This is a genomic window from Betaproteobacteria bacterium (assembly GCA_009377585.1).
Classification (GTDB): domain Bacteria; phylum Pseudomonadota; class Gammaproteobacteria; order Burkholderiales; family WYBJ01; genus WYBJ01.
In genome coordinates, this window is sequence record WHTS01000091.1 from 1 (window position 1) to 25,294 (window position 25,294).

Consider the following 25,294-nt stretch of genomic DNA (forward strand, 5'->3'; position numbering starts at 1 on the left):
GGCGACATCCAGCTCATCAACAACCACATCACGCTGCACGCGCGTACCGCCTTTGTGGACTACGACGAGCCGCAGCGGCAGCGACATCTGCTGCGCATGTGGATCGCCGTTTCCGACGAGCTCCGCCGGCCGCTCGCGGATGCGCTCGCGAGCCGCTATCTGTGGGTGCGCCGCGGCGGCATTCCGATCAAGTGATGTAGGAAGCAACCGTTCGTGGAGCTGAATATCTTCCGTTTCTGAGCGCGCGACACGCGGGAGGAGCGCATGGACGCCCGTATATCGGCAAATCTTGCTTTGGCGTTGTTTTGTGTGTTCAGCCCGACGCAGGGCGCAGCCCAGGGTTATCCCGGTAAGCCGGTCCGCCTGGTCTTTCCGTGGCCCTCGGGCAGCGCGATAGACGGCTTGTTGCGCCTCATGGCACAGAAGCTGACCGAGCGTTGGGGCCAGCAGGTCGTGGTCGATTCCCGGCCCGGCGCCGCCGGGAACATTGGAGCGGAAATGGTCGCTCGCGCAGCGCCCGATGGCTATACCGTGCTCTATGTTACGCCCGGCGTTTCCACCTATCCGAGCCTGTACCGCAAGCCTGTCTACCACCCGGTGAAGGATTTCGCGCCGGTCAGCCTGGTGGTCATAACGTCATTCATCCTGGTGGTGCATCCGTCGGTGCCGGCGGGGTCGGTGAAGGAGCTTCTCGCATTGGCGAAAGCAAGGCCGGGCGTGCTCAATCACGCCTCCTCCGGGGTAGGTGCCGGGATCCACCTGGCCGCGGAGCTGTTCAAGCGTATGGGGGGCGTGAACATCGTTCACGTTCCGTACAAGGGGCATGCCCCCGCGCTGGTCGACGTGATCAGCGGACAGGTCGACATGATGTTCTCCAATGGGCCTGCCGCGCTGCCCCACGTCAAGGCAGGCAAGCTGCGGGCGCTGGCGGTCACGACATCGAAGCGCTGGCCGCCGCTGCCCGAGGTGCCTACGATGGCGGAGGCCGCACCGCCCGGGTTCGAGATCACCTATTGGGGCGGACTGGCGGTGCCGGCGGGCACGCCGCAGGCCATCATCGATAGGCTGCGCGACGAGGTCGTGCAGGCATTGCAGTTGCCGGAGGTGCGCCAGAGCATCGTCACGCAGGGATTCGTAGCCGTGGGCAGCACCCCGCAGGAGTTTGGGGCGTATATTCAGGCGGAGGTCGCCCGATGGGCCGAGGTCATCAAGGCAGGCGGCATCCGGCTGGACTGAGCGAATACGCCGACGGCAGCGCCACATGGATGGGAGAGGGGAATATGCAGCAGGCTCCGGCTACTCACTGGTTTGAGTACTTCCCAGGTAATTTCCTCTGGTCGCAGCAGATGATGACGATGATCGAGATGGCGAACTGGGGCGCCGGCGCCATGGGCGAGGTCGATCAGGTCGGACGGCGGCTGCGCGAGCGTCAGGGCGACGGGGAAGCGTGGTTCGAGGAGTGGTCGCGCATGGCCGGGCGGCAGGAGGAGAAGGCGAAGGCAGCGGAGGCGGCCGGCCACCGCCTCAGCGCCGGTACCTTCTATCTTCACGCCGCCATGTATCATCTCTACGCCGAGCGCTTCATCCCCCAGGGCGATCGAAAGAACGAGAGCTATCGCGCGTGCATGCGCTGTTTCGAGAAAGGAGCGAGGGAGCGCTATCCCAACATCTCGCGCGTGGAAGTACCGTACCTCGATTCAGCAATGCCTGCCTATTTCGTCAAGGCGGACGTGGCCGGGCCGGCGCCGGTGATGGTGTGCTTCGACGGACTCGATTCGAGCAAGGAGACGAGCGCGTTGTTCGCGGGCGTGGAGATGGCCCGCCGCGGCGTCCACCTGCTCGCGATCGACGGCCCCGGCCAGGGAGAGACCCTGCGGCTGCGCAACATTGCGAGCCGCTACGACTACGAGGTGCCCGGCACGGCGGCTTACGAGTACGTCTCGCAGCGGCCCGATGTCGACCCGAAGGGCGTGGGCGTGATGGGGTTCAGCATGGGCGGCTACTATGCGCCGCGCGTCGCCGCGTTTGAAAAGCGCTACGCCGCGTGCGTCGCATGGGGCGCTCATTACGATTACCACGCGGTATGGGTCACGCGGCGCCGCGAGATGGACGCCGGCGGCACGCGCGTCACTTCGGCGAAATTCCACCTGCCGTGGGTGCTCGGCGTGCCCGACATGGATGCGGCGATGAGGAAGCTCGAACACTACCGCTTGGACGAGGTCGCGAAGAACATCGCTTGCCCGATGCTGATCACGCACGGGGAGAAGGACACGATCGTGCCCGTGGAGATGGCGCACAGGCTCTACGCCGCGGTCGGTTCCAGGGACAAGACGCTGAAGATCTTCTCCGTGGAGGAGGGCGGCTGCGAGCACATGCAGGGGGACAACCGGCTGCTGGGCGCCAATTTCGTCGCGGACTGGGTCATGGATCGGCTGGTCGGGTAGTGCCTGCAGTGTCACGTGCCAGGCGCGCGTGCATGCTGCGCGCTCCCGTGTGAGGCCGCGGGATAAGGGTCGGCTACGTCGCGGCCTGCACTGAGCCCCATGACTGTCGCGATCACGACCTACACGCTTTCCGGCGAGAACGAGCGGCTCGGCTTCTCGATCCGCGATGAGAGCCGCATCACGCGCACCAAGCAGCCGCATCGTCACGATTTTTTCCAAATGCGGCTCGATGTGGTCGGCGAGACGCATCACGCCATCGGAGCGCAGCGTCGGCTGCTCGGCCCCGGCTCGCTCACGTTCGTCCTGCCGTATCGACTGCACCGCGGCGGGCGCCGAGCAGATTCGCAGTTCTACGTCATCAACTTTCATCATCGTTTTCTGCGCCCTGAGCTGAATATCGACCCGCTGTGCCTCGACGTGCTGGCGCTCGAGCAGGCGCCGGAACTCGCGCCGTTCGCATTCCAGGACGTGCTCGATTTCCGACTCGACCACGAAGATTTCGAGCGCGCGCAGGACGCGTGCCGCCAGATGATCGCCCACAGCAGGCGCCGCGGCTTCTTCTTCGCGGAGTTCATACGCGCGAACCTGCTACTGCTCATCGGTCTCGCCTGCCAGCGTTATGAGCGCGACCTGACGCGTCTTTCCGCGTCGGGTGCGCATCGAAGCGGCCACAATGAGGCGCTCGCCACGGTGGTCCGGCACGTCACGGCGCGTCTCCCGGATCGCATCAGGCTGGCCGATGTCGCCGACGAACTCGGGACTTCGCCCAACCACGTGACGCGATTGCTCAAGCAGCGGATCGGCAAGACGTTCATGCAGCTTCTGGCCGAGCGCAGACTGCAGCGCGCGCAGGAGTTGCTTGCGAACACTGACATGCGCATCGCCGACGTAGGCGAGGCCGTGGGCTTCGAGGACAACGCGTACTTTGCGCGGCGTTTCAAACAGCTGCTGGGCATGTCCCCGCGCGCCTATCGCGCATCGGCCGCACAGGCCGGGTTGAAATATCCTAAATAGCGGCGAATCTGTCGCATTTCCCCCGCTCGGCACGTGGCATTCTCGGCCTCTGAGATGCGACTGCATCGCGAAATTGCGCACGCGACCCCTATGCAGGCGGACGGCCGGTGCATTCCCTGAGACGAGGCGAAAAATGGCATACACGCTAGAAAGCTTCTGCAAGGATGCGCGCGAGATTCTGAAAAAAGACGTGTCGCGCATGGGCGTGGAAGAGGTTCGGAAGAAGATGGCGCGGCTCGTCGCCGATGCCTCTTTCGTCGCGAAGTACTACGACGACACCGCCGAAGCGGGCGCGCGCCGCATCTACGCCGATCCCGAGCTAGGCTTCGAAGTTCTCGTCTACCGCAGCGCGAAGACGCGGACTTCGCCCGCGCACGATCACGGCGACTCCTGGGCGCTGTACGCGCAGGTACGCGACTATACGGAAATGACCGAATGGCAGCGCACCGACGATGGCAGCGATCCCGGGCGGGCGACGCTCGCCGTGCAGAGGAAGTACAAGCTCAACGCGGGCGAGGTGGGCCTTTACTGGGGTAGCCAGCTTCACTCGACGTACACGCCCGAAGGCTGTTGCTATCTGCGTGTCACCGGGACCGATCTCGAGCAGCGCCCGCGCGTGCGCATCGATCAGAATACCGGCAAGGTCATGGTCTGAGCGGCCCGCGCACCGGATGGGCGCGACGAGGGGATCGGGATGGCAAAAGTAGTGGTGAGGAAAAGCGAGGCCGAGGGCTTTTACACCGGCACGGCCGGCGACTTCAAAATCGAGATCGAGCGGGGCGAGATCCGTTCGCCGCGTTCGATCGATCTCGTGCTGTTGGGCTTGGGGAGCTGCACGATCGCGACGATCGCGCATTACCTCCGGCGAAAAGGTCTGCCGGCCGACGCCGTCGATGTCGAGCTCGCCGCCCACTTCGACGAGAAGACGGGCGCGTACGGGGACTTCAGCGTGCGGCTGCACGTGGTGGACAGCATCCCGCCGGAGACGCGCAAGGTGATCGCCGGCATTGCGAAGACCTGCCGCATCCACCGCACGCTCGAAAGCGCCCTGCGTATCAGCACCGAGCTTGCGGAGCCGTCGGCGGCGCCGGGCGCGCCATCGATTTGAACGCCAAGACCAGCCATTCAAGCGTCAAGCAGCACGCCTCACGCAGCCGGCGTCGTACAGGAATGCAAGCCGAGGAGGGCAGGATGGCCGGGGCAGCAGTCGCAGCAGTCGTCGCCGCACTCGCAATCACGGCGACGCCCAATGCGCACGCGCAGAAGGCGCCAGGCGCCTATTCGTACCCGACCAGACCGATCCGGCTCGTCGTTCCCACGGCGGCGGGCGGCGGTGTCGACACGGCCGCCCGCATCGTCGGTCACGCCCTGACCGAGCGCTGGAGCCAGCAGGTGGTGGTGGACAACCGCGCGGGCGGCTCCGGCATCATCGGCTCCGAGATCGTGTCGCACGCGGCGAGCGACGGCTACACGCTGCTCATCGCGCCGACCACGTTCAGCACGAGCAAGAGCCTCTTTCGAAAGCTTCCGTACGATCCGCTGCGGGACTTCAGGCCGATATCGCTGGTTTCGAACGAGCCGAACGTGCTGGTCACGCCCCCGGCGCTTCCGGTGGCATCGGTTTCGGACCTGGTTGCCCTCGGCAGACGCGAGCCGCGGCGGCTCAACTACGGTTTCGGCGGCATCGGTAGCACGGCGAGTCTCTGCGGGGCGCTGTTCAGGCTCAAGACGGGCATTTCGATGACGGCTGTATCTTACAAGGGCAATGGCCCGGCCGTGAATGCCCTCGTCGCCGGCGAGACGCAGGTCATGTTCGTGGGGCTGCCGCCGACACTCTCGCTCATCAAGAGCGGCAAGCTGCGGGGGCTCGCAGTCACGTCCTCGCAGCGCTCGGTATTTCTGCCGGAGACGCCGACGATCGCCGAAGGCGGGGTGCCCGATTTCGAGGTGACCAACTGGATCGGAATACTGGCGCCGTCGAGAACACCTCAGCCGATCGTGCAGAAGCTGAACGGCGAGATCGTGCGGATACTGGCGACACCCGCGGTAAAAGAGCGCTTTTCATCGCACGGCGTGGTACCCCACAGCACGACGCCCGAAGAGTTCGGGCGCTTTCTCGCGCGGGAATTCGCACGCTGGGAGCATGTGATCAAGGCGTCCGGCATCACGCCGAATTGAGACGATCGAAAGGCACTGGCATGGCGAGTGAAACCAGCATCTACTCCGATGCACGCGCGAGCGCGCTTGTCGATCCGGCATGGGTCGCGGCGCACGTCCACAACCCCGAGGTTTGTCTCGTCGAGATCGCGGGGCTCGGACAGGAAGACCTGCGGGCCTACAAAGCGGGCCACGTGCCGGGCGCGTACGGCTGGAAATGGCTCGAGACACTGTGGGACGCGAATGCGAGGGACTTTCCGGCGCCGCAGGACTTCGCGCGTCGCCTCGGCGCGGCGGGCATCGGCAACGACACGACGGTCGTTTTCTACGGCGAAGGCGTGCAATTCGGGATCTATGCCTGGTGGGTGTTTCGGTACTGCGGACACGAGAACGTGCGCGTGCTCGACGGCGCACGCGCCCGCTGGAGGGCCGAGGGCCGGCCGCTCGCGATCGAAACGCCGCCCGTGCGGCCGGCACGCGAATACAGACCGAGCGCTCGAATCGAGCGCATGCGCGTGTTGCGCGACGAGGTGCTGCAGGCGCTCGGAAAAGAGAGGACACTGTTGCTCGATGGACGCTCGCCGGAGGAATACCGCGGCGAGCGCGTCGGCGGCCCCGGCGGCCCCGATGTGGGCGCCATGCGCTACGGGCGGATACCCGGTGCCCGTCATCTCCATTTCGAGGACCTCCTGACCGCGGACCGGAGCTTCAAGCCGCGCACGGACCTGCGGGCGCTGATGGATGGCGAGGGCGTCACCCCTGACCGGGACATAATCGCCTACTGCCGGCTGAGCCACCGCGCGACCGTCCTTTATTTCGCCCTGACGCAGCTCCTCGGCCTCGACAATGTGCGCGTCTACGACGGTTCCTGGACAGAATGGGGAAACCTCGTCGGCGTTCCGATCGAGCGATGAGCGCCCGCCAGGCGCGTTCGTCACGTGTCTTACTGCGAGGCGACTACGTCGTCTCATCCGATCGCGGCCGGCTTTGCTCACTGAAAATGCGCGTCGCGTACGGGTAGGAGGGATTCATGAGCACGATTTTACGGCGGAGCAAGAACGTGCGGTCTTTCGCCGTATCGAGTATTGCCCTTGCCGCGCTGGTTCTGGCGGCCGGCGCTGACTGGGCCTTCAGCGCATCGTATCCCGCGCGACCCGTTCGCATCATCACCACCTCGCTTCCGGGCAGTGCGACCGACGTGCCCGCGCGCGCGGTTGCCGATCGCCTGACCCAGCTGTGGGGACAACAATTCGTGGTCGACAACCGTCCCGGCGCGGGCGGACGGATCGCGGTGGAACTCGCGTCAAAGGCTACTCCGGACGGCCATACGCTTCTGCTGACTAGCGACGGGCCGATGGCGATCGGCCCGGCGATCAAGCGCAGGCTGCCGTACGACCCCCTGAGCGATTTCGCGCCGGTGGCATTCGCGGATTTCAACAATTACATCCTGGTGGTGAATCCGGCGCTGACCGCTCACTCGGTTGCCGAACTGGTGAATCTCGCCAGGAGCAGGCCCGGCGCTCTGCGTTACGGTTCGGCGGGGCTGGGCAGCCCAAATCACATGGGCATGGAGCTTTTCAAGCTCAAGGCGGGAATCGATGTGGTTCATGTCCCCTACAAGGGCGGACCCGCGGCCACCATCGACCTCCTCGCCGGTCGGATCGAGCTCGCCATGCTCGGACCGCCGGCAATCCCGCATGTCAAAGCCGGTAGGCTGCGGGCCATCGCGGTTCCGGGCGCGAGACGATCGGAGCTGATGCCCGAGCTGCCGACGATCGCAGACACTGTCCCTGGCGTGGATGTTCGCACGTGGGGGGCGTTCTTCGCTCCGGCGGGCACGCCGGAGCCGATACTGAGCAAATTGCATCGGGAGATCACGCGCGTGCTGAGCCTGCCCGAGACAAGGAAGCTTTTCGCCGCGCACGGGCTCAGCGTGGAAGCGATGACGCGCGAGGAGCTGTGGGAGCTGCTGAAGGCCGACATGCGCAAGCACGCCGAGGTCGTCAGAACGCTGAAATTGCCGCTGCTCGACTGAGTGCGCGGTTTCGGCGTTGCGCGCTTTTTGTCGGGCATCAAGCAACGCGCCGCCGCTGCGTTACGCGAGATGTCGACCCAGTCAGCGCGCAGGTATCCGCCGTCCCGACGGTAAAAGCCCCGGCCGCCTTCCCACGTACAGTCCGACTCCGCTGCATCGCACTTCGCAAGATCGGACTCAGCCACCTGATTTGACGCGGTTCGAACGGATGCGGCGATCCACTTCGATGAAACACTCAGACTCGGACCTGCCCTAGGGCCTTCATGGGGAGCATCATGACCACGATGAAAATGGATCAGAACAAGCGCTCGTTCCTTTTATATCAGCCGCGGTAGCACCAGTAAGTATCAAGTGTGGACGTCTTCCGCATGAATAGCGATGCCAACGGCTATTCCCGCCCTGAGCGCATCAGCACCCTCGATATTGGAGTTGCCCGTCGTACTCATGGAGATCTTATGGACGCGATCGAACTTCTACTGGGCCGGACCTCTGCACTTAAACTTCAAGAACCTGGTCCGTCGCAGACAGACCTTGAAATCATCTTCAAAAGTGCGTTGCGTGCTCCCGATCATGGAAGGCGCCGACCATGGCGTTTCATCGTGATAAAGGAAGACAAGCGTGAGCGATTTGGGGAATTATTGAGCCTTCCATAATTCATGACATTACCAAAGCGTAGCCTGCATCCAGCAGGCGGATTGAGATCGGGTGCGTAGGGCGGCAGGAACGCAATCTGGATGTGTCCGTTCAGGCTGTCCAGATACTCGCGCACGAGGCGGCTGCGATGTGCCCGCAAACCATCCCAGATCACCAGCAGTGGATGCTTCAAGTGCGCCTTGAGCGCTTTGAGAAACTCGACGATCTGTTCCTTCTTGATGCTGCCTTCGTGCAGCCGGAACAGGCAGTTGGTACGTGTAAGGCCGGCAACCACAGAAATGTGGTTCCAGTTGAAATGAAACTGAGTGACAGGGGAGACTGTCCCCGATGAACGCGACCCCGCGAAGATCCTTGATGGTGTCGTATGGAAGCGTGCGGTAAACGCTCGGATTGACCGCATGGCCCACCGGCACGATCATGAACGTATATCCGTCCGGGGTCGCCCGTGCGGTCATCTCGGTCCCGATGATCGTATTGGCGCCAGGGCGGTTGTCGATCACGACCTGCGCCCCGAGACGCTCTGCCAGTCGCGTCCCCAACAGCCGGGCAAGGAGGTCGTTGAGGCCTCCCGGGGGAAACGGAACGATCAAGCGCAGCGGTTTGGTTGGGAAATCGTTCGCCAGCGCGCCCCGATGCTCCGGAACGATACCGAACACACCGACCACGATCGCTGCGGCACATCCTACAAGCGGCTTCAGAGACATTTGAACACCGCTCCTGTCAATCTGCGTACGAGTAGACCACTGACCCGGACCGTCGCGCCGCCGAAATCGAGACGGGCGAACGACGGGCGTTCTACCTTCGGTCGCTTCGGACGCCACCATCTGTACCGATAGTGCAAGAACACTCTGACCCCTCGCTCAGTGCCTGACAATCGCATTCGGGTGGCGCTTGCATACGATTCCAAGTCAAGCATAAGTCTGAACGGAGAAACGGAGTGTCTTCCTGCAGTGTTCAGCCGTCTGTATTCGATCGGTTACCCGAGGCCACTTGGTAAGCGCGGGCTTCAAAGTGCACTTGGCCAACACCGCTGCAATCAGGAAGTACGATGGGCTCAAACACAGCGGCGACGAAACCGATGCCCGTTACCTGGCCCACCTGCTGCGACTGGGGATACTACCCACCGGAACCATCCTGCCGCCGGAACACCGCGCCGTGCGCGATCTGGCCAGGAAGCGCATGCAACTGGTGCGCAGTCGCACCGCGCACATCCTCGCCGTCGAGAACATCACCGCGCGCCAGCATGGCAGGCGCATCAGCAGCAATCAGGTCAGGCGTCTGACGCCCGAAACGCTCGATCAGATGTCACTGTCGCACGATGTGGCGCTGGCGATCAAAGCCAACGTAGCGGTCATCACGACGCTTTGCGCGCAAATCGATCTGCTTGAAAAGCGCCTTCAACAATGCGTGGCGGCGCGAGCGGAGTATGGACTGCTCACCAGCGTACCGGGCATCGGCGAAGTGCTGGCCACCATGATCCTGCTGGAAACGGGGCCGATCGAGCGTTTCGCCGCCGCCGGGAACTTCGCCTCCTACGCGCGCTGCGTCGATAGTGCGCACACCAGCAACAGCAAGAAAAAGGGGGAAGGGAACACCAAGAACGGCAACAAATATCTCGCCTGGGCCTTCGTCGAGGCGGCCAACTTTGCGCTGCGCTACTGTGCCGAGGCGAAGCGGTTTTACGAGCGCAAGAAGGCCAAGACAAACAACGTCGTGGCGATCAAGGCGCTGGCGCACAAGCTGGCACGGGCGTGCTTCCACATTCTGAAGGAGCGCAAACCGTTTGACGTGAGGCGCTGCTTCGCTTGAGTTTCGACGCTGACCGGCAAGCCCGAAGTTGGGGACTGGAGCAACAGCCACTTGGTCTGATTGGGATGGCGTGTCAGCGTCACCGGTTTGCAGTGAAAGCGGATCGCACGCAACGTGAGCCAGCAAGGATTGGCGCCGAGGCTTCGGCAGCCACGGGTCTGTGATGAACCCATTGGACGCGGTTGCGGCACCAACGTTCTTCTGGGGCGGCGAAGCCGCCAGGGCGACAGGCAGCGTCATCGCCGCTCGCTTGATCCTGATGGGTGTCTGGCGCGATTCGTCGCAGCCCATGAAGTGAAGAAACGGGCGTGATCGGCAACTGCAATCGGAGTATGGAAAGATTGAAAACCGGCGGCTCACGCCGCCATGGAATCGCTTGCTCGCTTGACACAGAGCCGGCTAATGGGTGTCCCCGTTTTGCCTCTTAGGCCGCCACCTTCTTGCCGGACACTTCGTGCTTGGCGGCGTCGGCTGCAGCCGCCTTGTCCGCCTTCTGAAAGTGCGCTTCGGTGAAACCGTAGAGGGTCGCGCCGCCCATGAAGATCTTCGCCGCAGTTTCGCGCGAACAGCTCTTCAACACGTTGCTCGATACGTTCGGGAAGTTCGAGTCGAAGTGCGGATAGTCGCTGGAGACGCACATCCGATCGGCGCCGATCAGCCCGGCGGTCGCTTCGATCTCCGGCTCGCTGCCCTCGACCGCGGCCCAGCAGTTGCGCTGGAAGTACTCCTTGGGCGTCAAGGTGAGATACGGCGCGTGCGAGTCGCGGTACTGTGGGTAGTCCCACTCGATACGCGACAACAGCCCTGGCACCCAGGAATTCTGCGCCTCGAGGAAGCCGACCCGCAGCTTCGGATGGAACTCGAACACGCCGCCGATGATCATGGCGATCAGCGCCTGCTGCATCTCGATCCAGTGGCTCGCGACGTGGCGATAGAAGCGGTTCTCGCCGTAGAGCACGTTCATGTGCGAGTTCCACGCGCCCGTGCCCTCGTGGAAGCCCCAGGTCACGTCCAGATCTTCATGCATGCTGTAGAGCGGATCCCAGTAGTTCGAGTGCCAGTAGTGGCCATTCACGAGGTTTGGCCGGATGAACGAGCCGACCGCACCCAGCTCGCGCACGCAGCGCAGCAGTTCCTTGCAGGCAAGGTTCACGTCGTGCACCGGCAGCATCGCGGCGAATTTCAGGCGCTCCGGGCTGTAGCTCGCGTGTTCGTGCGCCCAGTTGTTGTACGCCTGGCACAGCGCTAGCGACAACTGCGGATCGAGGTTGTCGCGTGCGATCAGGCTCAAGCCCAGCGTCGGAAACATCACCGCGATGTCGATTCCTTCCATGGCCATCGCCATCACCTGCGCTTCGCCGTTGTAGTTGCGCTCGATAGCGAAGTCGAGGCGGTCGCTGCCTTGCAGTCGAGAGCCGGACAGCGCCTGCGTGGTGAACTTCGGCAGCGGGCCGGGGCGGTGGCGCTTACGGTACTGCTGCATCTGCGGATCTTGCGAGGTCGGCAGGCCGTCGATGTAGATCGTCCCGCGCTTAATTTCGCCGTCGGCACCCACCGGCAAAATGACCCGGTCATGAAACCGGGCATCCAGGTACCGGCGCAACAGATCCGGGGGCTCCATCACATGCATGTCGCAATCTACGAACCGAAGACCGTCTTTCATCACTACCCCTCCTCGCTGAATGTGATCAAACTGCGCAGACGCTACGCCGCGTCGGTTCGGGTGTCAATCCCATGTGGACATCCCATGTGGACATCCCATGTGGACGAGATCCCATGTGGACGAGATCCGCGTCGCAGGAGATCGCAACTCGGCGCGCTTCAGATCACAAATTTTTCGAAGCGTTTACGGCGACTGCCACTTCCACCACGTGGTCATCCGCCTCATCTGGCAGGTTCGGGCGCCAAGCGAAAAACGCCGCCGCCCGGAGGCAACCGCTCACAAAACCGTCGAACACCACCTTCCATTCTACGGCGACCCGAAGCTGCCGATCGATCCCCTCCGAACCGAACTTGTACTGCAGCTGGGTCTAACCGGTTCTTGACCCTTTGGCCTCGAGCATGCCCATCAGCTCCGGGTCCACCTTCGACAGGTTTTCCGGATCGTCCAGCCCCAATGCAATGTTGAGGCGGTTGCTGAAGTTGCGGTACGCCACCGATGCGATGATGTCCAGGATGTTCTCATCGGTGAATCCGACCGCCCTCAATCGCTCGATGTCCCCTTTACATAACAGTTCCGGAGCATCGTTGATCTTTTCGGCAAAGGCCAGCATTGCCTTGTCCTGCTCATCCAGACGGGATGCCTCGTAGTCCTTGCCTATCTGAACGACATCCTGCTTTTCCAGATCGGAAACCTGACGGAGCAACGCTCCGTGATTCATCACTCATCCGGTGCAGCCGCCCGCGGTGGCCCCGAAGAAGTTCAAGAGCTCTTCCCTTCGTCTGCCGAGGGTGGTCACGCCACCGGTGGTGGCATTGCGAAGCGTCTCTCTTCCCCTCAGGACCTCGGGGCGGATCGCAAGAACACGGTGCAGTTTGGGCACCGATCCATTCCTGCTTTCGTATTGATCGAACACCTCCTTGACGTAACCCTTCGCCTCTTCATCGTTTACTGATCTGAGCCACAACATGTGCGCTTCCTCCAGCCGGGTTATCGGTACGACGACTTGCGTGTTTGCATGACGCGACATCGCGCTCGTGATTCGGCCTGGATCCTTGAGCGCAGACGTTCGCACCGCAGTCGTTCGCACCCTAGGCCCATCGCTGGCCGCCCGCATACGATCGCTTCGAATTGGCCGCTATCGAGGCGCCGCGCGTATCCGGAACGTCGGGTCCTGGTCGGATCCGCCTGGTTTGCCCCGCCGCCAGCCCAATGCCCGCGCATAACTGCCGAACAGCCCTGCGGCCTCGATCTGCGCCTCATTGATCCCGGTGGGGCCTTCCGCGCACGGCGCGACATAGAGCGCATCGGTCGGGCAGTAGATCTCGCACAGGAAACAGGTCTGGCAGTCGCTCTGGCGCGCGATTACTGGTGGCTTCTGCCGTACCGAATCGAAGACATTGGCCGGACACGCCTTGACGCAGATGTCGCAGGCGATACAGCGATCGGTGGAGACGATTTCAATCATGGCGCACGACCATCAGGTTACGCTCGCGCCCGGGATTTCGGAGCGCGTGACATCGATGCGATCGAGGTCCGATACATTGAACGAGCAGACGAACTGCGGGTCTGTCGCCGGCAAGTCGAGGCGGCGTTGCATGCCGCGGCTTTCTGCCCGCGCCAATGCGCTGGCATAGGCCCAGCGGCTGGTTGCTGTCAATGCCGCCGCCTCGCGCGACTTGACCGCGCCGACGCCTATGCCCGGCAGGTGGTCGCGCAACTCGGTCCATGTTCGATCGAGTCGCTCCAGCGACTGGCGCAGCGTTGCGTCCCGACGAAAGAAATTGCGCTGCAGAGGAAGGAACTCTTCGCGCACCGTTTGCAGAATATCGTCCGCGCTGGAATCCGAATGCGCAGATGCCGCAGGGCGCAGCCCCGCCCGGCCGAGCCCCGTTACGCGGCGATCCCGAATGCTGCCCACTTCGCGCGCCGCGAAATTCGCGGCGGCTCGTCCCGCCCAATTGCCCGAGGCGATCGCCCAGGACGAATTCGGTCCGCCGCCGCCGGATATCGCGCCCGTCAAGCGTTCGCGGCTTGCCGCATCGCCGGCGGCATAAAGGCCGGGAACACCCGTCGAGCAATCGTCCCCCGTCAATTTGATTCCGCCGACGCCGCGCACGGTGCCCTCGCAGCGCAGCGTAACCGGAAAGCGCTGGGTAAACGGATCGACTCCGTTGCGATCGTACGGCAGGAAGCAATTCGGCTGTGCCTGTCTGAGCCACAGCCTCAGCTCGGGAATGCCCCTGTCGAGCTGCGCCCACACGGGCCCTTCGAGCAGGGCTCGGGCAACGACCACGTAGCGGTCCTTGCTGGTGTCGAGCCGGCTGCCGTCCTCACGGAAAAAGCTCGCCCACACGAACGGCATGCCCTTGTTGATCGAGCTCTGTATCGGCGCACACGCGTATTGCGCCGAGAATTCCATGCCGGACAACGCCGCGCCTGCCTCCACCGCCATCAGATACCCGTCGCCGGTCAATCCGGTCGCGCCCAGCATGCGCTCGCCGAAAGCGCAGCCGCCCGTTGCCAACACGACCGCGCCGGCACGCACCCGCCACGGCCGGTTGCGCTGGCGGTCGATGCCGGCGGCTCCGGCGATCACGCTGGAATCAACCAGCAGTTCGAGCGCCGGGTGGTGGTCGAGAATCGCGACTCCGGCGCGGACGAGGCGCCGCCGCATGAAAGCCATGTAATCGGGGCCACGCAGATTGGTCAGGTACGGCTTGCCTGAATCATCGTTGGGAAATTTGTAGCCCCAGTCTGCGAGCGTATGCAGCCGTTGCCATGCCATGTCCAGCGTGCGATCGACCCAGCGCGGCACGGCCAGTTCGCCGTTCAGCAACTGCCGGCGCGCGACCGCGGCCTCGCGCTCTGCGCCCGGCGGCACGAACCAGGTGCCGGTATTGGTCGGCGCGGTCGCACCGCTGGTGCCGAGATATCCCTTGTCGACTACGACGACTCGCGCGCCCGCCTCGGCTGCCGCGAGCGCCGCCCAGGACGCCGCCGGCCCGCCGCCAATCACCAATACGTCAGCGGCGAGCTCGAGCACCTCGGCACCGCGCTGATGATGAACCAGTTGTCTCAGGGTCGACACAAGGTGCTCAATCCGCAACAGCAGCACCGCGCTGACAGCGCACAGCGATCAACGCGACCATGATTCATGGCATCACGACGCCTAACAAGGCTCCGCGCCTTGCAAGCGAACCGGAAGCTCGATCGGCCTCTTCACCGAGGGAACTGTACTGCCGACGCGAGAGGCGGTCAACCGACCAGGCGCACAACCAGTCCGTTTTGCTACTTGGCGATGCGCTCCACCAGGCGCACAATTCCGGAGCCATGAATGCATCGACCCTGTCTTCGCCGTTATCCCCACTCGAAGCCGCCCGCCAGCTTGCCCCGCTAGTTCGGGAATACGCTGACCAGACCGACGCGGCTCGCGAGTTGCCGAAACCTGTCTTCCACGCACTCGCCGACGCGGGCCTCTATCTCATGGCCGTGCCGCGTGCCGTGGGCGGGCTGGAGATCGACTTTCCGACTTATGTTCAAGTCCTCGAGGAGCTGGGCAAAGCTGATGCCAGCACGGCCTGGACCGTGAGCCAGGGCGCGAACTGGGCGACCTATTCGGCCCGAATGGCACGTGACGCGGCGCGCGAAATCTGGATCGACACGCCACGCAGCGTCGTGTCGAATTCGCCCGGTGCCACCGCGAAAGCCGTGGTGGTGCCGGGGGGCTTTCGCGTCACCGGTCGCCAGCCTTTCAGCACGGGCTGCAAACACGCTTCATGGGTAGCGGCGCATGCTCAGGTCATTGAAAACGGCGAGGTGAGGCAGTGGAACGGGAAGCCGGAAGTGCGCTATTGCCTGGTGCCCATTGCGCAAGCCGAGCTGCTCGACACATGGCACACGCGGGGAATGCGCGGCACGGGCACCCATACCTTCGAGGTCAAGGACGTCTTCGTGCCCGAGGCGCGAACCGTGTTCCCTTACGGCGCGCCGGTGATCAGCCATGGCCCGCGCTACAAGATTCCGCTGACGCTGGGATTCGCGGCCGGTGACGGCATGGTCGCTCTTGGCCTCGCGCGAAGCTGTCTGGACACCTTCTTCGAGGTCGCCGGCTCGAAGGCTCCGCGCAACATGCAGGGCCTTCTGCGCGATCAGGCGATCACCCAGTTCACCGTCGGTCAGGCCGAAGCGGCCCTGCGCTCAGGTCGCGAATATCTCCTGGCGGCGGCACGCGACATCTGGAACGAAGCAACGTCGACTGAGGCGCCGACGCTGAGCCTGGACCAACGCATGAACCTGCGCCTCGCGGCGACTCATGCCATTCGGCTTGCCGCCCAGATCGTGGAGAGCGTTTACACCGCATGCGGCGCGACGGTCGTCTTCGATGGCCACCTGATCCAGCGCCACTTTCTGGACATGCACGTGATCACCCAGCACTCGCAAGGCCGCCTTGCCCACTACGAGCTGGTTGGCAAGCACACTCTGGGGCTACAGATCGATGAATCTCGGCTATAGCTTTGGGTTTCACCGGCAAGCTCGCGCTCTCGCTGTCCGCCGATTCCGAGTTCCGGCGGATCGCGCGTTTCGTGGCTGACTTGTGCGAGCCGCGTCCGGGCCGCAGCGGCAGCTCTATGCAGGGCCTGCAGAGCGGGATGCGTGTCCAGACTGGCGATCTCTGGCATCGGTGAGATAACTCATTGGCCCCGCCAAGTGCTCGTAGTTGGCGCTGTAGCGCCGAGCGCATGGTGCATCGGCCTCCGGCGTATACTGCGGTGGGAAAAGGGGGAGCCAGTCGATGAAAGTCTACGAACGCATGGCAGACGCCTTCAAAGCCGAAGGCACGACGCACGTCTTCGGCATGATGGGCGACGGCAACATGTACTGGATGAACGCGCTCATCGACCGCGACGTGAGCTGCATCGAGGTGCGTCATGAAGGCGTCGGGATGGGAATGGCGGACGGCTGGGCGCGTCACCGGCAAACGCCCGGCGTGGCCACCGCGACCTGCGGTCCCGGCGTGACCCAGCTCGCGACCGCGCTCGTCGTCGCCGCGCGCGCCGAATCGCCGGTCGTCGCTTTCGTCGGCGAGCGTCCGGCGAAAGATCCGGATTACCACCAGCGGTTGAACCAGTCGCGCTTCGCGGACGGTGTCGAGACGGCCTACATCCATCTCGACACGGGCGAGTTCGCCGATGAAGGCGTGCGCCGGGCGTTCTATACCGCCAAGCTGGAACGCCGTCCCGTGATGCTGAGCTGCCCGATGGACGTGCAGCAGGAGAAATGGGAGGACGACGAGCCCTACCGGCCTTCCGCGACCCTGAAGCCCCAGCGTGCCGGTGCGATCGACAGAGACGCGCTCGAGCAGGCCGCCGAGCTGATCGCGAAGAGCAGGAAGCCCGTGATCATCGTCGGCCGCGGCGCAATATGGTCGGGTGCGGACGAGGCGGTGCTGAAGCTGGGGAATCGCATCGGCGGCCTCATCGGCACGAGCCTGCGCGCAAAGACGTGGCTTGCCGACCGCACCGAGTATCACGCCGGCGTGTCGGGCCTCTACGCCACGCGGGCCACCATGCAGCTCTTCCACGACGCCGACGTCGTGATCGGCGTGGGCGCGAGCCTCAACCGCCACACGACGGAACATGGGTACATCTTTCCCTCGGCAAAATACATCCAGCTCGATCCCAAGCCTCATATCGTGCTGGGCAACGGCCACGGCGCCGACGTCTACGTGCAGAGCGACGCGAAAGAAGGGCTGGAAGCGCTCGATGCGCTGCTGGAGAAGCGCGGGTTCCAACAAGCCGGTTATCGCACGGGCGAGACGCTCGAGCGGCTGTCGAACATGTACGAGGACCGTGCCGAGTTCGAGATCGAGCCCGGCACCATCGACCCGCGTCTGGTGGTGCGCGCGGTGGACGACCTCGTGCCGGGCGATGTGGGGCTTTTCATCGGCAACGGTGCGAGCTCCGCGATCACCACGATGAACACGTACAAGGCGCGTCCCTACGTGCACGCGTCCGGCTTCTTCGGCTGCATCGGCCAGATGCTGCCCACCGCGATGGGCGCGACCATCGCGAATGGCAACAAACCCGCGGTGCTGGTCGACGGCGACGCGAGCACGATCATGCACCTCTCGGACTTCGACACGGTCGTGCGCTGCAAGATGCCGCTGCTGATTGTCGTGCTGAACGACGAGGCGCTCGGCTCCGAATACCAGAAGCTGCGCGCGCACGACATGGACCCGGAGACCTCTGCGATCCCTTCACCCGACCTCGGCGCCATCGCCCGGGCGTATGGCGCCCGCGGCTGCCTCGCGCGCACCGTGGAGGAGGTGCGCAAGGGCGTGCGGGAGTGGGTATCGAAACCCGGTCCGATGATCATCGACTCGCGCATCTCGCGCGCCGTGATCAACGTGCCGCACCGGCGCGTGCTCTACGGCAAGGACGAATAGATTATTCGAACCGACGCCGCGCACGTGCGAGGTCGAAGGGCCGTTCCACGAGCGTTTCTACATTGGCGTGCCAATCGTGGAGAGAGAAGAACTGCATGAATCAGCATCCCTTCGAGATCCAGCGCCTGATCGATCGTGCGGCGATTCAAGACCTGCTGATGCGCTACTTCCGGGGAATCGATTCGGCCGATCCGGAGCAGGTGCGCGGCTGCTTCACCGACGACGTTCGCGCGGCCTATGACGGGCGTACGTTCGTCGACGGCATCGACGCGCTGATGAGCTCCTTCCTGGCGTTCAAGAACAAGGCGTCAGGGCAATGGATCGAGACCACGCACTTCATGGGAAACCTGAGCTACCTGCGGCTCGACGACGACATCGCCGAGACGGAGGTTTACGCGATCGCGTTCCTGGTAACGCCCGGCACTGCGGCGAATATGGTCGCTATGCGCAGCCTTCGCTACCTCGACCGGCTGCGCAAGACGGCGGGGGCTTGGCGCATCTGCGACCGGGTGCACACACTGGATTGGAGCTGCGAGGTTCCTGTCGCCTTGGTAGCGTCATTTTCAAAGCGCATCACGCAAACGCTGCCTGCTCGGGGCCGGAACTGAGGCAAGCATCTCAAGAGGAGCGTACGGATGGCGAAGGACGATCTGCCCTTCGAAGGCGTGAAGGTTCTGGATCTGTCGCAGGGTGTGGCGGGGCCCTATTGCGCCATGCACCTGGCGCGTAATGGTGCAGATGTGATCAAGGTCGAGCCGCCCGGTTCAGGCTGCTGGAGCCGGCAGCTCGGCAGGCCCAAGGGCGATCACACGGCGCATTCGGTCATCGTCAACCGCGCCAAGCGCTCGCTCGCCGTGGATCTCAAGACCAAAGAGGGCGTTGCGATCGCCCAGCAGCTCGCCAAGGACTGCGATGTTTTCATCCAGAACTATCGCGTCGGGAAGATCGACAAGTTCGGGCTCGACTACGCAGCCGTGAAGAAGTCCAACCCGGAAGTCATCTATCTCTCCATCACGGGCTTCGGTCAGAAGGGCCCGCGTCACGATCAGCCGGCGACGGACTCGGTCATGCAGGCCTATACGGGGATGATGTCGATCAATCGCGGACCGACAGGCACCCCGCAGCGCATCGAAATGCTGGCGATCGATTTTTCGACCGGCCTTTACGCATTCCAGGCGGTCGCAGCCGCGCTCTACAGGAAGGCGACGAAGGGCCGCGGCGCCCACATCGAAACCAGCCTGCTGGAGTGCGCGCTCGCCCTGCAGGAGGGGGCGATGATGGAACACTATCTGCAGGGCGGCGCCGCCGAGCCCATCGGTGCGCCGGTCGGCATGTTCAAGACCAGTGACGGCTACATGAGCGTCAATGCGCGGCGCGACGCGCACTTCCAGCGGCTCGCCAAACTGATCGGCAAGGACGAATGGCTCGAAGATCCGCGCTATGCCGATGCGCGCTCGCGCGTCAAACATCGTGATGAACTGATGGCCGTACTGCGTCCCATCTTCGAGACGAAGACCTCCGACGAATGGATGGAGTTGCTTTCCGGCATCGACATCCTCAAAGCCAAGGTGAATACGTACGAGGATCTTTTCGCCGACCCGCAGGTGCAGGCGATCGATGCGGTGCGCTGGGTCGAGAACGGCACGCTCGGCCGCGTGCCCATGGCCACCATCTGCGGCCAGCGCCCGCCCGCGACAGGCGATTCTCTCACCCACAGCCCGCACCTGGGCGAGCACACCCGCGAGATCCTGGGTGAGCTGGGCTACGGCGCCAGCGACATCGAAAGGCTCAACGCCTCAGGCGTTGTCGCCTGCTACGGGGCCTGAGGCGCCCTGGAGTTAGGCGTCACTACCTCCTTCGACGCTTGTCTCCTCCGAGAGCGGAGGCGAGGATGCTTGTCAGTTCTCGTCCTGCGGACCCATCGTGATCGAGCGCCGGGTTATAGATCGTGACCTCGAGTCCAACGGCACGACCTGTTGCCATGGCCGCGTGCAGAACATACGTGACCTCGCTTGCCGATAGCCCGTCGGCCATCCGGTAGTCCACCGCGGGCATGATGTCGTCGTTCAGGGCGTCGGCGTCGAAGTGAATGAAAAAGCCGGCGAGCTCGGCGCGGGTCACGCGTTCGAGCGCTGCGCGCGTCGCATGCTCGAGGCCCATGCGCCGCACGGCCGCCAGATCGATCGCCAGCAATTCCGGAGGCGGAGACTGGCTGCCATGCTGGCCCTGTATGTCGCCGTCGCGAAAGCCGAATGCGACTGTGTCTTCCGCACGTACCAGCGGCCGGCGCTGCTCGATGTTCGTCAGCGGCTCGGGGCCGTATCCGGTGGCAAACGCGAGATCCATCGACGCCGCCTCGCCAGTCGGCTCGGCCTCCGGCTGGTAGAAGTCCGTGTGGCCATCGATGAACTGCAGTCCGAAGCGACCGCGGCGCTTCAGCGCCAGCATCGATCCGAGGAGGATCGAACAGTCGCCGCCAAGGATCAGCGGGAAATCACCGCGATCGATCGCGGCTTCGACCGCATCGGCAAGTTGGCGACTCCAGCTGACGATGGCGGGCGCGTTGAGCGTTTGCGTCTCTGGATCGCGGCCGGGTTTTTGCGGGAGTGTTTCAAGGCGCGTCACCGATCGCGCGTTCAGACTTTCGGCCAGGCCGTGTTCCAACAGGCGCTCCGGTAGACGGTCGACTCCAGTGGTCCTCAGTCCGAGAATGGACGGGGCTTGAATGATCGCGTAACGACGGGGGATTTGCGGCATTGAGCTTGTCTCCACATTTGGCGATTTTGCGAGCCGCGCGGCTGATCTATCTCGAGCTCTGCGAGGCGGGTCGCCTGAACGCGCGTTTCAAGGCCCCGCCGAGCGTACGGGAATCGCATCGGGCTGCTTGATGCGTGAGCGCTCTATCAGATCCAAGACAAAACGGCCCCGATTCATGCTCCGGAAACGGCCACGGCCAACGCGACGAAGGCGGAGAACGTCAGCAGCGCGCGGGCGACGTGCGAGTATTCCCAGCGGTCGCGCAGACGTGTCCAGTCACCGCGTGCGATGCCGCCCGCAGCGAAGAAACGAGCGCCCGGTGCCGCCAGTTCCTCGTCATTCAGCCAGAATTTGTTCACGGGATGCGTCACGAGCCAATACACTGCGTGCGCACCGATCAGCGCGAGCAGCGCCGTCAGCGTGGGCCCAAATGCAGCGGTGTCGCGCGCGACGACCAGCAAGACAGCGCTCACGATGATCGCGACGGGTTCCGCAATGCCGGCGAACGTGAAGCCCGGGTAATAGATCGGCTGCACCGTCAGGTATTCGTCCTTGTCGAGGCGCAGCTTGCCGGGCAGCTCGAGGGCATGCGCCATGGCGGGCACCAAGGCGAAGACGACCAAGATCATCGCGACGACTTCCAACCACTCAGTCATGGAACCCCCTACCCGGTACGCTACTCCGCATAAAGCGCGCAAGAGCGGTGCCCGCGGGCCTTCGCCGGCTATCTACTGAAGCGTGTTTTCGACATCGACATCGAGCAGTGCGGCCGTCCGAGCACTTGCCCGCTCGCGTTCGAGATCGTGCTCCGAGCCAGTTGCACGCGTCGGGATAGCGCACCGGCTCACGGGCGCCGAGGTTTCGTACAGCACCGGCCCCGCAATATCGACGAGCGGGCGGGCATTAGGCTACGTTCGACTACATGACAATAGAACGTCAGATTCTGGAGAGGGCCATGTGTAGGAACATCAAGACGCTCTTTAACTTTGAGCCCCCGGCAACAGACGAAGAGATTCGGGCATCCTCGCTTCAATTCGTGCGCAAACTGAGCGGCTTCAACAAGCCATCCAAGATCAATGAGGCGGCTTTTGACCTGGCTGTCGAACAGGTTAGTGAGGCTGCACGTACCCTCATTCATTCCTTGGCAACGATTGCACCTCCCAGAGATCGGGAATCAGTGCGCGAGAAGGCAATGGCCGAGGCGGCAAAGCGCTTCGGCAGCCAATAACCGCAGTGCTCGACGCGCATCTCCAGCGAGCGCGTCCGCCCTGCGGCGGCCGTGCCGCTGAATCGCGACATTGGATGTCTCCGTTCGGGACATCGGACCGCGGCAGACGGCTGCCGCTCGTGACCGTTTATCGAGCGTTCCCTATTTCATGTCACGCTCGTCCCTCACCCCCAACCCCTCTCCCGGGGGGAGAGGGGAGCGTCGCGTCCATATTGGACTGTCGTCCAATACGGAACGATCAATAGTGGTGGGATCGCCCGATATGCAGACGAGCGCAATCGGGAAACCTGGCCCGGGCGCGCATCGGGCACACCGGTCGCCATTGCTTGGTAAACTCCCTGCCCGATGTCCCAAGAACTCAAACACAAGCCGACGCGCGCGGTCGCCGCCGCCGTACAGCTGCCGAACGTGAGCGATGCCGAGCTCCAAGCGTCGCTGACCGAGCTGCGCCAGCTGGCGAAGACGCTGGGATTCGAGGTCGTCGCCACATTCACGCAACAGCGCCCCAAGTTCGACTCGGCAGCGTACCTCGGCGTCGGAAAGCGGCAGGAGATGCGCCGTTTCGTGCGCAACGAACTCGAGCCCGATCGCACGGGAGACACTCCATCAGCGGACGAGGAGGCCGAAGCAAAGGAAGCGGCGGAGACTCGCGCCGACCCGGATACGCGCCGCGCGGACATCATCCTCGTAGACCACGAGATATCTCCCATGCAGGCGCGCAATCTCGAGAAGGCGGTCGGCATCGAGGTGATGGATCGCACGATGGTGATCCTCGAGATTTTCCATCGCCACGCGCGCTCACGCGCAGCCCGGGCGCAGGTCGAGATCGTGCGCCTGAGCTACATGGCACCGCGTCTGCGCGAGGCGGCGAAGCTCGCAGGCCCTCAAGGCCGCCAGCGCAGTGGCGTCGGCGGCCGCGGTGCAGGCGAGTCGCGTGGCGAGCTCGACCGGCGCAAGATCCGCGAACGCATCGCCGAGCTGCAAAAGGAGCTCGTGGCGATCGATTCCGAACGCAAGACGCAGCGTGAGCGGCGGCAAGAGCGCGAGGGGCTCGCGCGCGTGGCGCTGGTCGGCTACACGAACGCGGGCAAATCGACTTTGATGCGTGCGCTGACAGGCAGCGAGGTGCTGGTCGCCGACAAGCTCTTTGCGACGCTCGATACCACCGTGCGTGCCCTCCATCCCGAGAGCGTCCCGCGCGTGCTGGTCAGCGACACTGTGGGATTCATCGAGAATCTGCCGCACGGGCTGGTCGCGTCGTTCAAGTCGACGCTCGACGAGGCGCTCGAGGCGTCGCTGCTCCTTCATGTCATCGACGCCGCCGATCCAGGGTTCGAGCGGCAGCGCGCGGTCACCGAGGAAGTGCTCGATGAGATCGGCGCCCAGGCTGTGCCTCGCATTCTCGTATTCAACAAGATCGACCGCATCGGCGACGAAGCCGCCCAGCGAGATCGCGAAGCGGCACTGCGCGCGCAGCACCCGGATTGCATCGTGATGAGCGCGCGTCGCGCGGCGGATATCGCGAAGCTCCATGCGGCGATCGCAGCATTCTTCCGGCGACATCTGGTCGAGGCCGAACTCCTCGTGCCCTGGTCGGCGCAGCAGCTACGCGGGGAGATCTTCCAGCACTGCGAGGTGCTGGAGGAGCACGCCGAAAACGAGGGCGCATTCTTTCGCGTGCGCGCCAAGCCGGAGATCCTAAAGCGGCTGCGCGAGCAACTCTGCGTTGGACTGACTCGAGACGAATAGGGTTCGATCACGCCCGGTACCGACGCTGGTGGACTTCGATTACGTGCTCCCGGAGAGCGCAGCCAACCGCCTGCATCAGGTACTGTGTCGTCAACGGAGCGATGTAGTCCCAGCTTTCCAGGATGTCGGCCTCTGCAAGCGGCCGCAGCCTGAATTGCGGCATCTATGCCGCCGTTGGCTTGGTTGTTCGACGTGCGCGCGCCTTTCGCTTAACCGCCGCGGCATCCCACGACTCGCTCGGCCCGCTGTCCAACCCCTGCCGGACATCGGTACGCAACTGCGCCAGCTTTGCGTCCTTGAGCCGGTCCTGCTCGTCCAGCAGCCGCAGCGCCTCGCGCACGACTTCGCTGGCGGACGTGTACAGGCCGGAAGCGACCTTCGACCGAACAAGCGCTTCCAGTTGCGGTGTGAGGTTGATGTTCATGCCCATCTGCTTGCCCATCCTTGAAACCGACACCCAGTGTATCAAGCATGTCAAAGATTGACACCTGCGACTGGCAGGCTTACGCATCAACGGGTTCATGCAAACGCCTTGGCCAACGCCACGAAGGCGGGCGACGGCGTGCCGTAACTGACGAGACGAACGCCCAGGTCCCAACTGACCTGTTCTGAGAATTGCAGGCCAGTCATTGCTTGAGGATGGCTCCCCGCTGTTGCCCAGAAGCCGAAGCCGGATGGGACGAGCATGGTGCAACCCCGCTGCTACTGGTTTCAGACCCTGCCCAAATTCTGCCTATGTGATAAGCATATGGAGCGCAACGTAGGACGGTGCAGGCATTTGGTTTCAAAGGACGTTTTGGCGGCAAGGGTGGAATTCGAATCCGCCGACACAGGGATTTTGCGAACGCATTGCGGACACCGAATCGAAGCAGAATGACCAGAAGACGACGGGCCGTGGTGGATTGCTTTATCTCTTCTGTTCGGGTGAGCTCCTCGACATGGAACTTGTCGCGCTTTGCCGACGGCGGCCGCGGCTGGAACATGCATCGATGGCTCCGGGCGCTATTTTTGCGGGGGGACGCGTTCCGTATGGCAGAACGACCGGATGTCGCAAACGCGAGCATTGCCTCGAGAACGAAGAAGACGCCGGCCGATGATGTACTGATACGCGAGCGAGATTGGGCCAGCTCTCCAAGCGTGCCAAGGACCATCCTATTGGCCCGTGCCTGAGCCAATGACAATGTCAACTCTAAAACCAAAGCCCGGAATTTCCATGCACCGCATCCGCTTCTACGCAGGGCTCTTCATCGTTGCAGCCGTCGGGTTGATGCTGCAGCTCATTCAGACACGCATCCTTTCCGTCGTCGGCTGGTACCACCTGGCGTTCTTCGTCATCAGC

General features: G+C 63.7%; 27 protein-coding genes. 18 read left to right on the forward strand and 9 right to left on the reverse strand.

Annotated elements, in window-relative coordinates:
- The 10 genes from GEV05_22465 to GEV05_22510 form a co-directional block, all read left to right on the forward strand.
- On the forward strand, nucleotides 1–195 hold a 195-nt coding region (locus GEV05_22465; GenBank protein ID MPZ46095.1), incomplete at its 5' end, for a hypothetical protein.
- A gap of 69 nt (nucleotides 196–264) precedes the next feature.
- Complete coding sequence (locus GEV05_22470) at nucleotides 265–1,236, forward strand: tripartite tricarboxylate transporter substrate binding protein (protein MPZ46096.1); 972 nt, start codon at nucleotides 265–267, stop codon at nucleotides 1,234–1,236.
- The gene (locus tag GEV05_22475) at nucleotides 1,194–2,444 is read left to right on the forward strand and encodes an alpha/beta hydrolase (protein ID MPZ46097.1); all 1,251 of its coding nucleotides are present in this window, start codon (nucleotides 1,194–1,196) and stop codon (nucleotides 2,442–2,444) included. Before GEV05_22470 ends, GEV05_22475 begins: the two co-directional genes overlap by 43 nt.
- A 99-nt stretch (nucleotides 2,445–2,543) precedes the next feature.
- Nucleotides 2,544–3,458 (forward strand): helix-turn-helix domain-containing protein, encoded by a 915-nt coding sequence (locus tag GEV05_22480; GenBank protein MPZ46098.1) that lies wholly within the window; start codon nucleotides 2,544–2,546, stop codon nucleotides 3,456–3,458.
- Between the two features lie 133 nt (nucleotides 3,459–3,591).
- Nucleotides 3,592–4,113 carry a hypothetical protein gene (locus GEV05_22485; protein ID MPZ46099.1) on the forward strand — a complete coding sequence of 174 codons (522 nt, stop codon included), beginning with the start codon at nucleotides 3,592–3,594 and terminating at the stop codon, nucleotides 4,111–4,113.
- 39 nt (nucleotides 4,114–4,152) lie between these two features.
- A complete protein-coding gene (locus tag GEV05_22490; GenBank protein MPZ46100.1) occupies nucleotides 4,153–4,566 on the forward strand; it encodes a hypothetical protein in 414 nt (137 codons plus the stop codon).
- Between the two features lie 62 nt (nucleotides 4,567–4,628).
- Entirely contained in the window at nucleotides 4,629–5,636 is a 1,008-nt protein-coding gene (locus tag GEV05_22495) for a tripartite tricarboxylate transporter substrate binding protein (protein MPZ46101.1), read from the forward strand.
- A gap of 20 nt (nucleotides 5,637–5,656) precedes the next feature.
- A complete protein-coding gene (locus tag GEV05_22500; protein MPZ46102.1) occupies nucleotides 5,657–6,529 on the forward strand; it encodes a sulfurtransferase in 873 nt (290 codons plus the stop codon).
- Between the two features lie 116 nt (nucleotides 6,530–6,645).
- Nucleotides 6,646–7,650: a tripartite tricarboxylate transporter substrate binding protein gene (locus tag GEV05_22505; protein ID MPZ46103.1), complete on the forward strand. Its 1,005-nt coding sequence runs from the start codon at nucleotides 6,646–6,648 to the stop codon at nucleotides 7,648–7,650.
- 368 nt (nucleotides 7,651–8,018) lie between these two features.
- Nucleotides 8,019–8,303 (forward strand): hypothetical protein, encoded by a 285-nt coding sequence (locus GEV05_22510; GenBank protein ID MPZ46104.1) that lies wholly within the window; start codon nucleotides 8,019–8,021, stop codon nucleotides 8,301–8,303.
- A 9-nt stretch (nucleotides 8,304–8,312) separates the two neighbouring features.
- On the opposite strand, the gene GEV05_22515 is transcribed toward GEV05_22510, so the two are convergent.
- Complete coding sequence (locus tag GEV05_22515; GenBank protein MPZ46105.1) at nucleotides 8,313–9,128, reverse strand: hypothetical protein; 816 nt, start codon at nucleotides 9,126–9,128, stop codon at nucleotides 8,313–8,315.
- 166 nt (nucleotides 9,129–9,294) lie between these two features.
- Here GEV05_22515 and GEV05_22520 point away from each other — a divergent pair, with 166 nt between their 5' ends.
- On the forward strand, nucleotides 9,295–10,113 hold the full coding sequence (locus GEV05_22520) for an IS110 family transposase (GenBank protein MPZ46106.1): 819 nt from the start codon (nucleotides 9,295–9,297) through the stop codon (nucleotides 10,111–10,113).
- Between the two features lie 424 nt (nucleotides 10,114–10,537).
- On the opposite strand, the gene GEV05_22525 is transcribed toward GEV05_22520, so the two are convergent.
- The gene (locus GEV05_22525) at nucleotides 10,538–11,776 is read right to left on the reverse strand and encodes an amidohydrolase family protein (GenBank protein MPZ46107.1); all 1,239 of its coding nucleotides are present in this window, start codon (nucleotides 11,774–11,776) and stop codon (nucleotides 10,538–10,540) included.
- Between the two features lie 115 nt (nucleotides 11,777–11,891).
- Between GEV05_22525 and GEV05_22530 the strand changes: the two genes are divergently transcribed.
- Nucleotides 11,892–12,158: a hypothetical protein gene (locus tag GEV05_22530; protein MPZ46108.1), complete on the forward strand. Its 267-nt coding sequence runs from the start codon at nucleotides 11,892–11,894 to the stop codon at nucleotides 12,156–12,158.
- Here the strand turns inward: GEV05_22530 and GEV05_22535 are convergent.
- From GEV05_22535 to GEV05_22550, 4 genes are all read right to left on the reverse strand, one after another.
- Nucleotides 12,144–12,494, reverse strand: a complete 351-nt coding sequence (locus tag GEV05_22535) for a hypothetical protein (GenBank protein ID MPZ46109.1) — start codon at nucleotides 12,492–12,494, stop codon at nucleotides 12,144–12,146. The genes GEV05_22530 and GEV05_22535 overlap by 15 nt on opposite strands.
- Nucleotides 12,495–12,497: 3 nt before the next feature.
- Nucleotides 12,498–12,743, reverse strand: coding sequence for a hypothetical protein (locus tag GEV05_22540; GenBank protein ID MPZ46110.1), 246 nt, complete (start codon nucleotides 12,741–12,743; stop codon nucleotides 12,498–12,500).
- Nucleotides 12,744–12,911: 168 nt separating this feature from the next.
- Nucleotides 12,912–13,241, reverse strand: a complete 330-nt coding sequence (locus GEV05_22545; protein ID MPZ46111.1) for a 4Fe-4S dicluster domain-containing protein — start codon at nucleotides 13,239–13,241, stop codon at nucleotides 12,912–12,914.
- Between the two features lie 12 nt (nucleotides 13,242–13,253).
- Nucleotides 13,254–14,846, reverse strand: a complete 1,593-nt coding sequence (locus tag GEV05_22550) for an FAD-binding protein (protein ID MPZ46112.1) — start codon at nucleotides 14,844–14,846, stop codon at nucleotides 13,254–13,256.
- 77 nt (nucleotides 14,847–14,923) lie between these two features.
- Between GEV05_22550 and GEV05_22555 the strand changes: the two genes are divergently transcribed.
- The 4 genes from GEV05_22555 (at nucleotide 14,924) to GEV05_22570 (ending at nucleotide 20,047) form a co-directional block, all read left to right on the forward strand.
- Entirely contained in the window at nucleotides 14,924–16,288 is a 1,365-nt protein-coding gene (locus GEV05_22555; protein MPZ46113.1) for a hypothetical protein, read from the forward strand.
- 280 nt (nucleotides 16,289–16,568) lie between these two features.
- Nucleotides 16,569–18,221, forward strand: coding sequence for a thiamine pyrophosphate-binding protein (locus tag GEV05_22560; GenBank protein MPZ46114.1), 1,653 nt, complete (start codon nucleotides 16,569–16,571; stop codon nucleotides 18,219–18,221).
- A 95-nt stretch (nucleotides 18,222–18,316) separates the two neighbouring features.
- On the forward strand, nucleotides 18,317–18,829 hold the full coding sequence (locus GEV05_22565) for a nuclear transport factor 2 family protein (protein ID MPZ46115.1): 513 nt from the start codon (nucleotides 18,317–18,319) through the stop codon (nucleotides 18,827–18,829).
- A 27-nt stretch (nucleotides 18,830–18,856) separates the two neighbouring features.
- Complete coding sequence (locus GEV05_22570) at nucleotides 18,857–20,047, forward strand: CoA transferase (GenBank protein ID MPZ46116.1); 1,191 nt, start codon at nucleotides 18,857–18,859, stop codon at nucleotides 20,045–20,047.
- A 22-nt stretch (nucleotides 20,048–20,069) separates the two neighbouring features.
- Here the strand turns inward: GEV05_22570 and GEV05_22575 are convergent, their stop codons facing one another.
- Together GEV05_22575 and GEV05_22580 are read right to left on the reverse strand one after the other, a co-directional pair.
- Nucleotides 20,070–20,978 (reverse strand): arginase family protein, encoded by a 909-nt coding sequence (locus GEV05_22575; protein MPZ46117.1) that lies wholly within the window; start codon nucleotides 20,976–20,978, stop codon nucleotides 20,070–20,072.
- A 173-nt stretch (nucleotides 20,979–21,151) separates the two neighbouring features.
- Nucleotides 21,152–21,634, reverse strand: a complete 483-nt coding sequence (locus GEV05_22580) for a DUF1772 domain-containing protein (protein MPZ46118.1) — start codon at nucleotides 21,632–21,634, stop codon at nucleotides 21,152–21,154.
- Between the two features lie 299 nt (nucleotides 21,635–21,933).
- Here GEV05_22580 and GEV05_22585 point away from each other — a divergent pair, with 299 nt between their 5' ends.
- Together GEV05_22585 and hflX are read left to right on the forward strand one after the other, a co-directional pair.
- Nucleotides 21,934–22,206, forward strand: coding sequence for a DUF2277 family protein (locus GEV05_22585; protein ID MPZ46119.1), 273 nt, complete (start codon nucleotides 21,934–21,936; stop codon nucleotides 22,204–22,206).
- A 345-nt stretch (nucleotides 22,207–22,551) separates the two neighbouring features.
- Nucleotides 22,552–23,955 (forward strand): GTPase HflX, encoded by a 1,404-nt coding sequence (gene hflX / locus GEV05_22590; protein ID MPZ46120.1) that lies wholly within the window; start codon nucleotides 22,552–22,554, stop codon nucleotides 23,953–23,955.
- Nucleotides 23,956–24,118: 163 nt separating this feature from the next.
- Here hflX and GEV05_22595 read toward each other — a convergent pair whose 3' ends face one another.
- Entirely contained in the window at nucleotides 24,119–24,385 is a 267-nt protein-coding gene (locus GEV05_22595) for a type II toxin-antitoxin system ParD family antitoxin (protein ID MPZ46121.1), read from the reverse strand.
- Nucleotides 24,386–25,294: the final 909 nt, after the last annotated feature.

What these genes read in the sequence shown, in the direction of transcription:
- GEV05_22580 (MPZ46118.1), bottom strand. Translation starts at nt 21,634, where the DNA reads ATGACTGAGTGGTTGGAAGTCGTCGCGATGATCTTGGTCGTCTTCGCC.
- GEV05_22525 (MPZ46107.1), bottom strand. Translation starts at nt 11,776, where the DNA reads ATGAAAGACGGTCTTCGGTTCGTAGATTGCGACATGCATGTGATGGAG.
- GEV05_22485 (MPZ46099.1), top strand. Translation starts at nt 3,592, where the DNA reads ATGGCATACACGCTAGAAAGCTTCTGCAAGGATGCGCGCGAGATTCTG.
- GEV05_22545 (MPZ46111.1), bottom strand. Translation starts at nt 13,241, where the DNA reads ATGATTGAAATCGTCTCCACCGATCGCTGTATCGCCTGCGACATCTGC.
- GEV05_22505 (MPZ46103.1), top strand. Translation starts at nt 6,646, where the DNA reads ATGAGCACGATTTTACGGCGGAGCAAGAACGTGCGGTCTTTCGCCGTA.
- GEV05_22535 (MPZ46109.1), bottom strand. Translation starts at nt 12,494, where the DNA reads ATGAATCACGGAGCGTTGCTCCGTCAGGTTTCCGATCTGGAAAAGCAG.
- GEV05_22565 (MPZ46115.1), top strand. Translation starts at nt 18,317, where the DNA reads ATGAATCAGCATCCCTTCGAGATCCAGCGCCTGATCGATCGTGCGGCG.
- GEV05_22490 (MPZ46100.1), top strand. Translation starts at nt 4,153, where the DNA reads ATGGCAAAAGTAGTGGTGAGGAAAAGCGAGGCCGAGGGCTTTTACACC.
- GEV05_22495 (MPZ46101.1), top strand. Translation starts at nt 4,629, where the DNA reads ATGCAAGCCGAGGAGGGCAGGATGGCCGGGGCAGCAGTCGCAGCAGTC.
- GEV05_22555 (MPZ46113.1), top strand. Translation starts at nt 14,924, where the DNA reads ATGATTCATGGCATCACGACGCCTAACAAGGCTCCGCGCCTTGCAAGC.
- GEV05_22515 (MPZ46105.1), bottom strand. Translation starts at nt 9,128, where the DNA reads ATGGTGGCGTCCGAAGCGACCGAAGGTAGAACGCCCGTCGTTCGCCCG.
- GEV05_22500 (MPZ46102.1), top strand. Translation starts at nt 5,657, where the DNA reads ATGGCGAGTGAAACCAGCATCTACTCCGATGCACGCGCGAGCGCGCTT.
- GEV05_22540 (MPZ46110.1), bottom strand. Translation starts at nt 12,743, where the DNA reads ATGTTGTGGCTCAGATCAGTAAACGATGAAGAGGCGAAGGGTTACGTC.
- hflX (MPZ46120.1), top strand. Translation starts at nt 22,552, where the DNA reads ATGTCCCAAGAACTCAAACACAAGCCGACGCGCGCGGTCGCCGCCGCC.
- GEV05_22475 (MPZ46097.1), top strand. Translation starts at nt 1,194, where the DNA reads ATGGGCCGAGGTCATCAAGGCAGGCGGCATCCGGCTGGACTGAGCGAA.
- GEV05_22560 (MPZ46114.1), top strand. Translation starts at nt 16,569, where the DNA reads ATGAAAGTCTACGAACGCATGGCAGACGCCTTCAAAGCCGAAGGCACG.
- GEV05_22510 (MPZ46104.1), top strand. Translation starts at nt 8,019, where the DNA reads ATGAATAGCGATGCCAACGGCTATTCCCGCCCTGAGCGCATCAGCACC.
- GEV05_22595 (MPZ46121.1), bottom strand. Translation starts at nt 24,385, where the DNA reads ATGGGCATGAACATCAACCTCACACCGCAACTGGAAGCGCTTGTTCGG.
- GEV05_22470 (MPZ46096.1), top strand. Translation starts at nt 265, where the DNA reads ATGGACGCCCGTATATCGGCAAATCTTGCTTTGGCGTTGTTTTGTGTG.
- GEV05_22480 (MPZ46098.1), top strand. Translation starts at nt 2,544, where the DNA reads ATGACTGTCGCGATCACGACCTACACGCTTTCCGGCGAGAACGAGCGG.
- GEV05_22570 (MPZ46116.1), top strand. Translation starts at nt 18,857, where the DNA reads ATGGCGAAGGACGATCTGCCCTTCGAAGGCGTGAAGGTTCTGGATCTG.
- GEV05_22575 (MPZ46117.1), bottom strand. Translation starts at nt 20,978, where the DNA reads ATGCCGCAAATCCCCCGTCGTTACGCGATCATTCAAGCCCCGTCCATT.
- GEV05_22585 (MPZ46119.1), top strand. Translation starts at nt 21,934, where the DNA reads ATGTGTAGGAACATCAAGACGCTCTTTAACTTTGAGCCCCCGGCAACA.